The 6,904-nt window shown below is 62.6% G+C and carries 8 protein-coding genes and 1 pseudogene; 1 reads left to right on the forward strand and 8 read right to left on the reverse strand.

All coding sequences use genetic code 11. The features are described 5' to 3' along the window. The 8 genes and pseudogenes from ACHWRX_RS08715 to ACHWRX_RS08750 form a co-directional block, all read right to left on the reverse strand. A pseudogene (locus ACHWRX_RS08715) lies at window positions 1-191 on the reverse strand (hypothetical protein); the annotation flags it as partial. Continuing rightward, window positions 184-678: an ATPase gene (locus ACHWRX_RS08720; RefSeq protein ID WP_394658900.1), complete on the reverse strand. Its 495-nt coding sequence runs from the start codon at window positions 676-678 to the stop codon at window positions 184-186. The pseudogene ACHWRX_RS08715 and the gene ACHWRX_RS08720, both read right to left, overlap by 8 nt. An 89-nt stretch (window positions 679-767) precedes the next feature. Continuing rightward, window positions 768-992, reverse strand: coding sequence for a F0F1 ATP synthase subunit C (locus tag ACHWRX_RS08725; protein ID WP_058735464.1), 225 nt, complete (start codon window positions 990-992; stop codon window positions 768-770). Window positions 993-1,046: 54 nt separating this feature from the next. Further along, window positions 1,047-1,835 (reverse strand): F0F1 ATP synthase subunit A, encoded by a 789-nt coding sequence (locus ACHWRX_RS08730; protein WP_058735465.1) that lies wholly within the window; start codon window positions 1,833-1,835, stop codon window positions 1,047-1,049. 72 nt (window positions 1,836-1,907) lie between these two features. Further along, window positions 1,908-2,228: an AtpZ/AtpI family protein gene (locus ACHWRX_RS08735; protein ID WP_058735466.1), complete on the reverse strand. Its 321-nt coding sequence runs from the start codon at window positions 2,226-2,228 to the stop codon at window positions 1,908-1,910. Between the two features lie 213 nt (window positions 2,229-2,441). Beyond that, window positions 2,442-2,837 carry a YdbL family protein gene (locus tag ACHWRX_RS08740; RefSeq protein WP_288485799.1) on the reverse strand — a complete coding sequence of 132 codons (396 nt, stop codon included), beginning with the start codon at window positions 2,835-2,837 and terminating at the stop codon, window positions 2,442-2,444. Further along, on the reverse strand, window positions 2,837-3,100 hold the full coding sequence (locus tag ACHWRX_RS08745) for a YnbE family lipoprotein (protein WP_394658901.1): 264 nt from the start codon (window positions 3,098-3,100) through the stop codon (window positions 2,837-2,839). The genes ACHWRX_RS08740 and ACHWRX_RS08745 overlap by 1 nt, the downstream gene beginning before the upstream one ends. Next, a complete protein-coding gene (locus tag ACHWRX_RS08750; RefSeq protein WP_394658902.1) occupies window positions 3,097-6,288 on the reverse strand; it encodes a YdbH domain-containing protein in 3,192 nt (1,063 codons plus the stop codon). The genes ACHWRX_RS08745 and ACHWRX_RS08750 overlap by 4 nt, the downstream gene beginning before the upstream one ends. A 53-nt stretch (window positions 6,289-6,341) precedes the next feature. Between ACHWRX_RS08750 and ACHWRX_RS08755 the strand changes: the two genes are divergently transcribed. Next, window positions 6,342-6,904: RadC family protein (locus ACHWRX_RS08755; protein WP_394658903.1), on the forward strand; the 563-nt coding region annotated here is incomplete at its 3' end.

Consider the following 6,904-nt stretch of genomic DNA (forward strand, 5'->3'; position numbering starts at 1 on the left):
AGCTTGGGAACGCCCTTCCACAATGCAATAAGGATCAGCACGATCATCGATGCGCTGACAACCGCGACGGGTGGCGCGATGCCGAGCAACAGCGGCTCAGCGTGATGCACCTCGGTACCCGCGTGGGTTTCAGCAGCTACACCCGGTTCGCCGGCGACGGCGTGGGCGTCAGACACAGGAGCTTCAGCCATGAGCAAGCTTCTCCTTAACGGCCGATCGAACCGCACCATCATCGACGGTGATACCTGCAACCCGCGCAATCACATCGCGCGCAGCATCGGTAGCCACGTTCTCGATCTCGGCACTTGCGTATGCAAGGGCCTGAGCGATACGAGCTTCGGCCTCACCGAGCTTGCCTTCAATCACACGCTGGGCTTCGCCCAGACGCTTCTCAGAGGCAAGGGTCGCCTTGGCACGAGCATCGGCTATCAACGATTGAGCCTCGGCGCGGCGAGCGTTCTCACGCTGGCGCCATGCCTCTTCCTGCACGTCCGCCTCGCGGCGGGCTTGCTCCGCCGCAGCGAAATCGTCGGAAATCTGTTTGTCGCGATGGGCGACGGTGTCCATCACCTTGGGCACCATTCCGCGCCCGACGATGAAGAATGCCAGGCCGAAGAACACGACCAGCCAGAAAATCTGACTGGCGTAGAACTCGCCCAGCTGCGCAATCTGTGGCATCCGTCAGCCCTGTCTCGAGTGGTCGGAGATTACCGTAGCAGTCGAGACCGCCTCAGACCGAAGCGGTTCGACCCAGACGGTTCGCGCGATCAGGCGAAGATCAGCAGCGCGGCAACAACGAACGACAGCAGGCCCAAAAGCTCAGCACCGGCGAAACCGATGAACAGGCGGCCCTGCTGCGCGTCGGCAGCACCGGGGTTGCGCAGCGCGCCTTCGAGGAACTTGGCGAAGACCGAGCCTACGCCGATCGAGGCGAGGCCGCAACCGATTGCAGCGAGACCGGCTCCGAGCAGCTTTGCAGCATCTGCGTCCATGGTAGAAACTCCCTTTGGTAAATCGTGGATCGGTGAGGATCCGTGGAATGAAGATCAGTGCAGGTTCTCAGCGTCGTTCAGATAAACGCAGGTGAGAAGAGCGAAAACATAAGCCTGAATGCCCGCCACCAGCAGCTCGAGTGCGCAGATGCCCACCATGAGGATAAAGCTGGGCAGACCGGCGATCGCGAAAAGACCGATGTTGGCGTTGCCCGTGCTGATCACGAAGCTGGAGAGGACCTCAAGCAGAACGTGGCCGGCCATCATGGCAACGAATAGTCGCAGGCCGAGGCTGAACGGACGCACCAGGAACGAGATCAGTTCCACGCAGAAAATAAGCGGGATCATGACCACGGGGGTACCGTGCGGCACGAACAGAGAGAAAAAGTGAAAGCCGTGCTTCGCAAAACCGACGATGATGACGATCGCAAACGTGACGACAGCGAGAACACCGGTGGCCGAAAAGTGGCTGGTAAAGGTGAACGCGTGCAGTCCAATCACGCCCAGCGGCAGAAGACCAAGGAAGTTGGCGAAGAGAATGAACATGAACAGCGTGAACATGTACGGGACGTACTTCTTGCCGGCGGGCCCGACGTTGGCCGCAAGCAGCCCATCAATAAAGCCGGTGAAGCTTTCCACCGCCATCTGCCAGCGCCCCGGCACCAGTTGCCGCTTCATGCCGCCTGCTACGAACACCAGCATCAGCAGCGATGCCAAGGCCATCCACAAGGAGGAGTTGGTGAACGGGATATGGTAGCCCGCCAGTTGCCAACCCTCGGTGCCGAACAACGGCTCGATGGTGAACTGGTGCATCGGATCGACTTTGCCCGCCTCGGCTGCCACGTCTCGCCTCTTTACCTAACTATATGTGCAAGCGGCACCCTTTGCTGATTGCGAGCCTTGCGGCCCGGGCAATCAATCAGGGCGCCGGTTGGACATCCGGATGATATTTCTGAAGGCGACAAGTATCCCGAAGAACATCATCACCAACAGACCCCAAGGCGTAGTTCCGGCGAAATGGTCGATGACCCACCCCAGAAAAGCGCCGCCTACGATACCTCCCAGGAGGTCGGCGAGGACACGGTTGCCGGCACGATAACTCTCGTCCGCTTCCGCCCCTGCCACCGGCCTGGTACGCTTCTCTTCCTGCTCGCGTGCGACACGAAGCCGCTCGTCAAGCGCGTCAAGACGCGCATCTTCACCAAGAGGTGCTCGTGCGTCCGGTTCGTCGTTCATGTCAGCCCCTAATTCTCGCAGGAACTTGCGACACGCCCGACGGCCCGCCCGCCGTAGGCACCGGCCCCTTAGGGTGAGGGAAATTTCAAGTCAACCGGGGTGGTGGCGCTCGGGCGGGTTATCCCGGCCACCGCTATGCGCAACAAAAGGAAATCACATTAGCGAAACATCGCTCAGCATCGCGCCACGCCGGATGTAGCGATCGCGGATGGATCAGGGGCAACGCGGGTCGCGCTGCGGCGCGCCGCTGCCGCGTGTCTGCCAGCTGCCGTCGGGGGACTGGTACTTCTCTCCGGGCGCCGTACGAGCGATCAGCAAGCAACCCTGCGTGAAGGCGTATTCCTCCACCGTCGCATTCTGTGAGGCGGCCCGCTGAGTGTAGTTGGCACGACGCTGGATGTTGATCTTGTCCACAAGGCCGCGAAGGTCACCGCCGCCGCCGCTAACGACGCCGAGATAGCCGTCCGTCTTTTCACCCACCTGCCCGGCGGACCGCGCAGCCGCGTAGGCTGGATCACGATCGGCAAAGGCCGGTGCGGACAACCCCAGAAGCATGGCTCCGCCAAGGCCAGCAAGTGCGAGAGAGCGGAGATGCGATATCGATTTCATCAGAAAATATCCGGGTTGGCTTCGATGTTTTGCTTCACATCTTCGGCGAGGCGGTAAACGACTTCCTGTTTGATGTTGATATTCAACTCAATCACGATCGGCTTATCCGGTGCGTTGACCGATATGCATCCGCCCAGCGGCAACACGGCTGCCAGCAGAAGCATAATCGATTTTGCACGGCTCCCCGCCCATCCTGTTTGCTCGCTGCGTATATCAATGCGGTGCAGCGGATCGACAAGGCCTGTCGAACAGGAAGAGGTCATGGCATGGGCTCGCTTACAGTAGGCTGAATAGAGGGTTTTGCGCGATCAGCTGATGGCGTCGCATTTGAAGCGCGCGGCAGAGTCTTCCCTTTCGCATCGATCAGACCCAGCGTGCGCGGGTCTCGAACGTAGGCCGGATCATAGAGCGATTTGAACGAGGTGATTAGCTGGAAGAATGGTGCGCGTAAGTTTACGTTGAATTGGATCGGCAATTTGCCGATACGACGCGTCAGGAAGTTCTTCATTGCGCCCTCTCCCTGTGTGACGCCCGAAAAGCTGACGCGGGTCACGATCTCTCCCTGCAAGGCGCCGTCCATGCCGATCGTCATCTGGCGATAATCAAGCGATCGCAGGGTATCGAACGCGAAGTTCGCCATCGCCGAGAGGTCCTTGTACGTCAGCTCACCGACATAGGACACATTGCCGCCCGGTGGCCGCGAACGCAGCATGCCGCCTTCAATGCGCCCGCCATTCTTATCGATCACCAAAGGCAGCGTGCCATCGAACGTGCCCGTGGCGTTGAGGTTTGCCAGTTCCAGGCGCTGGACGAACAGCGCTGCATCCGCGCCGGTCACCTCCATCGTGTAATTCTGGATGGCATCGCTGCCGATGATCATCCGGGTAGGTTGCAGCTTCAATGTGCCGCCAACGAAAGGCCAGGTGCCGCCCTCGACCGATAAGACGTAATCCGGCTGCAGGGCATAGACGATCGTCCCGTCGTTCACCTCGATGCCAGGATTGATGGAGGCAACCTTCAAGGTTTGCCGCGGTGCCGTGACCAACCCCAAAAGATCGGTGAACTGGATCGTACCGGAGACGCCTTGGACGGGTCCGAAGGCGGCGGCGAAATCCAGTTTGTCCGTCTTGAAGGTGCCCTGGCTCGTCACCCCCGCCGGATCCCAATCAATTCTACCCTGCCCGCGCACCGTGCCCCGGGCATTGGCGATGACGCCCAGCGCGAGGCGGGTCAGCGTATCGGGCTGCAGCTTCTGGTCGAACGTGATGTCCTGCACCGCCAGATCAGCCGCGCCACGACCGCGGAAGAGATCGTGCCGGATCGTGGTCAGCAGGATCGGTCGGTCGCTGGTTGGTTCGCGCAGCAGCGCCTTTGCATCGATGATATTGTCGCGAAGGGAAAGGGTCGCCTCCCGCGCGATCACCGGTTGGAAACGATCGACCGCCTCCCGATCTTCCAGTCGAAACGAAGCGTCGGCCAGCGTCAGCGCGCCGCCGGCATAGCGCCACCGTCCGCGCACCTCGTGCAAGTCGAGTGGCACGGCGTTCAAGGCCACGTCCGAACCGTCGAACGTGCCGCCGATTTCGCGTCCGGCGCGCGCGGTCAGGTTGGCGATGCGGAACCGCGACGGCGTTGCGGTGGGCCCCAGGCTAACATCGACAGAGCGTGCGGTGATCACACCGGGATAAGCGAAACCCACCGGGCCCGAGGCAATGCGGATCGGCGTCTGTCCCAGGCGTCCTGCCAGATCGAGCGCGGCAATCCCGCCTGCTACCGACGCTTTGCCGCCGGAGACGGTAACCAGCGGACGGCCCTTCGCCGGGCACACCGTCAACTGCCGCCGATCGATCGACAGCGAAGCCAGCGTCAGCCGATCAAACCGTACGTTCGTGCAAGACCGCCACAAGGCCAGCCTGTCATCGTGCCAGCGGCCATCGACCGGGAGCATGAGATTGTAAGCGCGCCCACCTGGCAGGGCACCGCTGGCGATGACCCCGCCGGCAAAACCGATTGCGCCATTGCGCGCCTGCACGATCAACAGATCGGGTATCGCGAAGCTGGCATCCCCTGCCTGATAGCGAGCCATCTGGACGTGCAGCATCAGGCTGCCGTCCTTCGCACGCTCCATCCGCCCGGCGATGCGCGGCAAATCGGCACCGCCGGTGGTGAAGTTGCCCGAGATGTGAGGCAGTCCTTCGGGCCGTGCGAGAACCTGCACGCGCGAGGCGGCGAGCAGCGATGTGCCGTCTTGCCCGTGCAATCCGATTCGCGGCACGACGACGGACAACCCCTCCGCCCCGCGACGGACCAGGAAGCTGCCATCCAGCGTGGCATGCCGGGCATGGCGCGCCAAAGATTGGCGAATGCGGCTGATGAGCGGGTCGGAAAGTGTTCCCTGCCCTCCGCGCTGCGCTGCAAGCAGAGCTTTGTTGAGACCGAGGCCGGTTTCGATGCCCGCTCCCGATGCGTCGCCCTCTATCTGAAACCGGGAAAAGCCATTCGTTGCCCGCACTTGGGCGGAAACGCCGAGCCGACCTGCCCGCGCCGCGTCGATTGCGACACGTTCGCCGGTGGCGTCCACCTTGGCGTTCAGCACGCCCTGATGATAAGCGAACTTGACCTTCCCGCGAAGCTTGGCCGCCTTTGCCTGAGGCGTGATCAGATTCTGGGCTAGCGCTCTAAGTTCTCCCTCCCCGCCATCCAATGCCTGGGAAAGCGTGACTTTGGCCTGGATGCCGGACTGGCCTACCGAAAGGCCCTGCGCTGCGCAGGACGCAGAGCCGAGGCGGACCGGGCCGGCGAAAGTCGGCCGCTCTGCCTTGATCGCGACACGCCCGTAGAGGCTAAGGCTGCTGGCTTCGCAGCCCTGGGCCGAAAAGTTCGGTGCGATGGCGGCAACCTCACCCACAAAGCCATCGCGCAGCGCGCCCTTGCCATCGATCTTCACGCCGACCGTACCGTAGTCGGTGGCGATCCGCGCCCGACCATCCTGCACGTCAACATCATAGTCCGGTAGGCGAAACGGCGCCTTGCTGCCTGTGAACAACAACTTGTCGAGCGCGCCGAAGCTGGGTTTGCCGCGCACCACCGCGCCGAACAACCGAGGGCGAATCAGGGTGATCCGGCCAATACCTGGAAAGCCGAACCGCAGCCGCGTCGCGACGTGGACTTCCTCGATCGTCAGGTCAGGACGGCGCGGGTCGCCGATCACCAGGTTGCGCAAGACCTGCTCGTCAGGTCCGATCGCCGCGATCTGATATGTGGCGGGCAAGCCAAGCCGCGCCAGTTCGCCCGCCAGGTAATCGTCCGCGATCGACTTGCGGCTGAGCCAGCCATACAAAACACCGCCGCCCAGCAGAACGACGATCAGCGCCGCGCCCACGCGCAAACCCCGGCGGGTTCCGGGCCCTGCCGCCTGCTCCACGATCGCTGCTTCGTCCTGATCCGCCATTCGTAGCATCACTTGCGCTGGCGAACCTTGAAAGGCAATGAATTCCCCAGACCATGGCGAAGGACCCTACCCTGTTCGATGAAGCGCCATCGGCCAAGCCCGGCACCGATCCCAGCGGCCACCGTTCGCGCCTGCGCCAGCGCCTGCTGGAAGGCAACGACGAGGCCCTGGGCGACCACGAAGTGATCGAAATGCTGCTGATGCAGGCGGTGCCCCGGCGTGACATGAAGCCGCTGGCCCGCACGCTGATCGATCGCTTCGGATCGCTGGCCGGAGTCCTCACCGCCGATTCGCGCACGCTGGCCGCCCACCCCGGGATGGGAGAGGCGACGGCGGCGGCGCTGAAGATCGTCAGCCTTGCAGCGCGAAGGCTCGCCCGGCAGCGCGTTCGTGAAGAGCCGGTGCTAAGTTCCTGGCAGACCCTGATCGATTACCTGACCATCGATATGGCGCATTTGACCCGCGAGCGTGTGCGCGTGCTCTATCTCAATGCACGCAACATGCTGATCCTGGACGATCACGTGGGCGACGGATCGATCGACGAGGCCGCGATTCACCCGCGTGAGGTCATCCGCCGAGCGCTGGACCTGGGGGCGACGGCGCTGATCCTGGTGCA

Origin of the sequence: uncultured Novosphingobium sp., assembly GCF_964277725.1 — a bacterium.
GTDB classification, from domain to species: domain Bacteria; phylum Pseudomonadota; class Alphaproteobacteria; order Sphingomonadales; family Sphingomonadaceae; genus Novosphingobium; species Novosphingobium fluoreni.

Excerpts from the sequence above, each read along its gene's own strand:
- ACHWRX_RS08720 (WP_394658900.1), bottom strand. The coding sequence starts at position 678 with ATGCCACAGATTGCGCAGCTGGGCGAGTTCTACGCCAGTCAGATTTTC.
- ACHWRX_RS08725 (WP_058735464.1), bottom strand. The coding sequence starts at position 992 with ATGGACGCAGATGCTGCAAAGCTGCTCGGAGCCGGTCTCGCTGCAATC.
- ACHWRX_RS08735 (WP_058735466.1), bottom strand. The coding sequence starts at position 2,228 with ATGAACGACGAACCGGACGCACGAGCACCTCTTGGTGAAGATGCGCGT.
- ACHWRX_RS08740 (WP_288485799.1), bottom strand. The coding sequence starts at position 2,837 with ATGAAATCGATATCGCATCTCCGCTCTCTCGCACTTGCTGGCCTTGGC.
- ACHWRX_RS08745 (WP_394658901.1), bottom strand. The coding sequence starts at position 3,100 with ATGACCTCTTCCTGTTCGACAGGCCTTGTCGATCCGCTGCACCGCATT.
- ACHWRX_RS08750 (WP_394658902.1), bottom strand. The coding sequence starts at position 6,288 with ATGGCGGATCAGGACGAAGCAGCGATCGTGGAGCAGGCGGCAGGGCCC.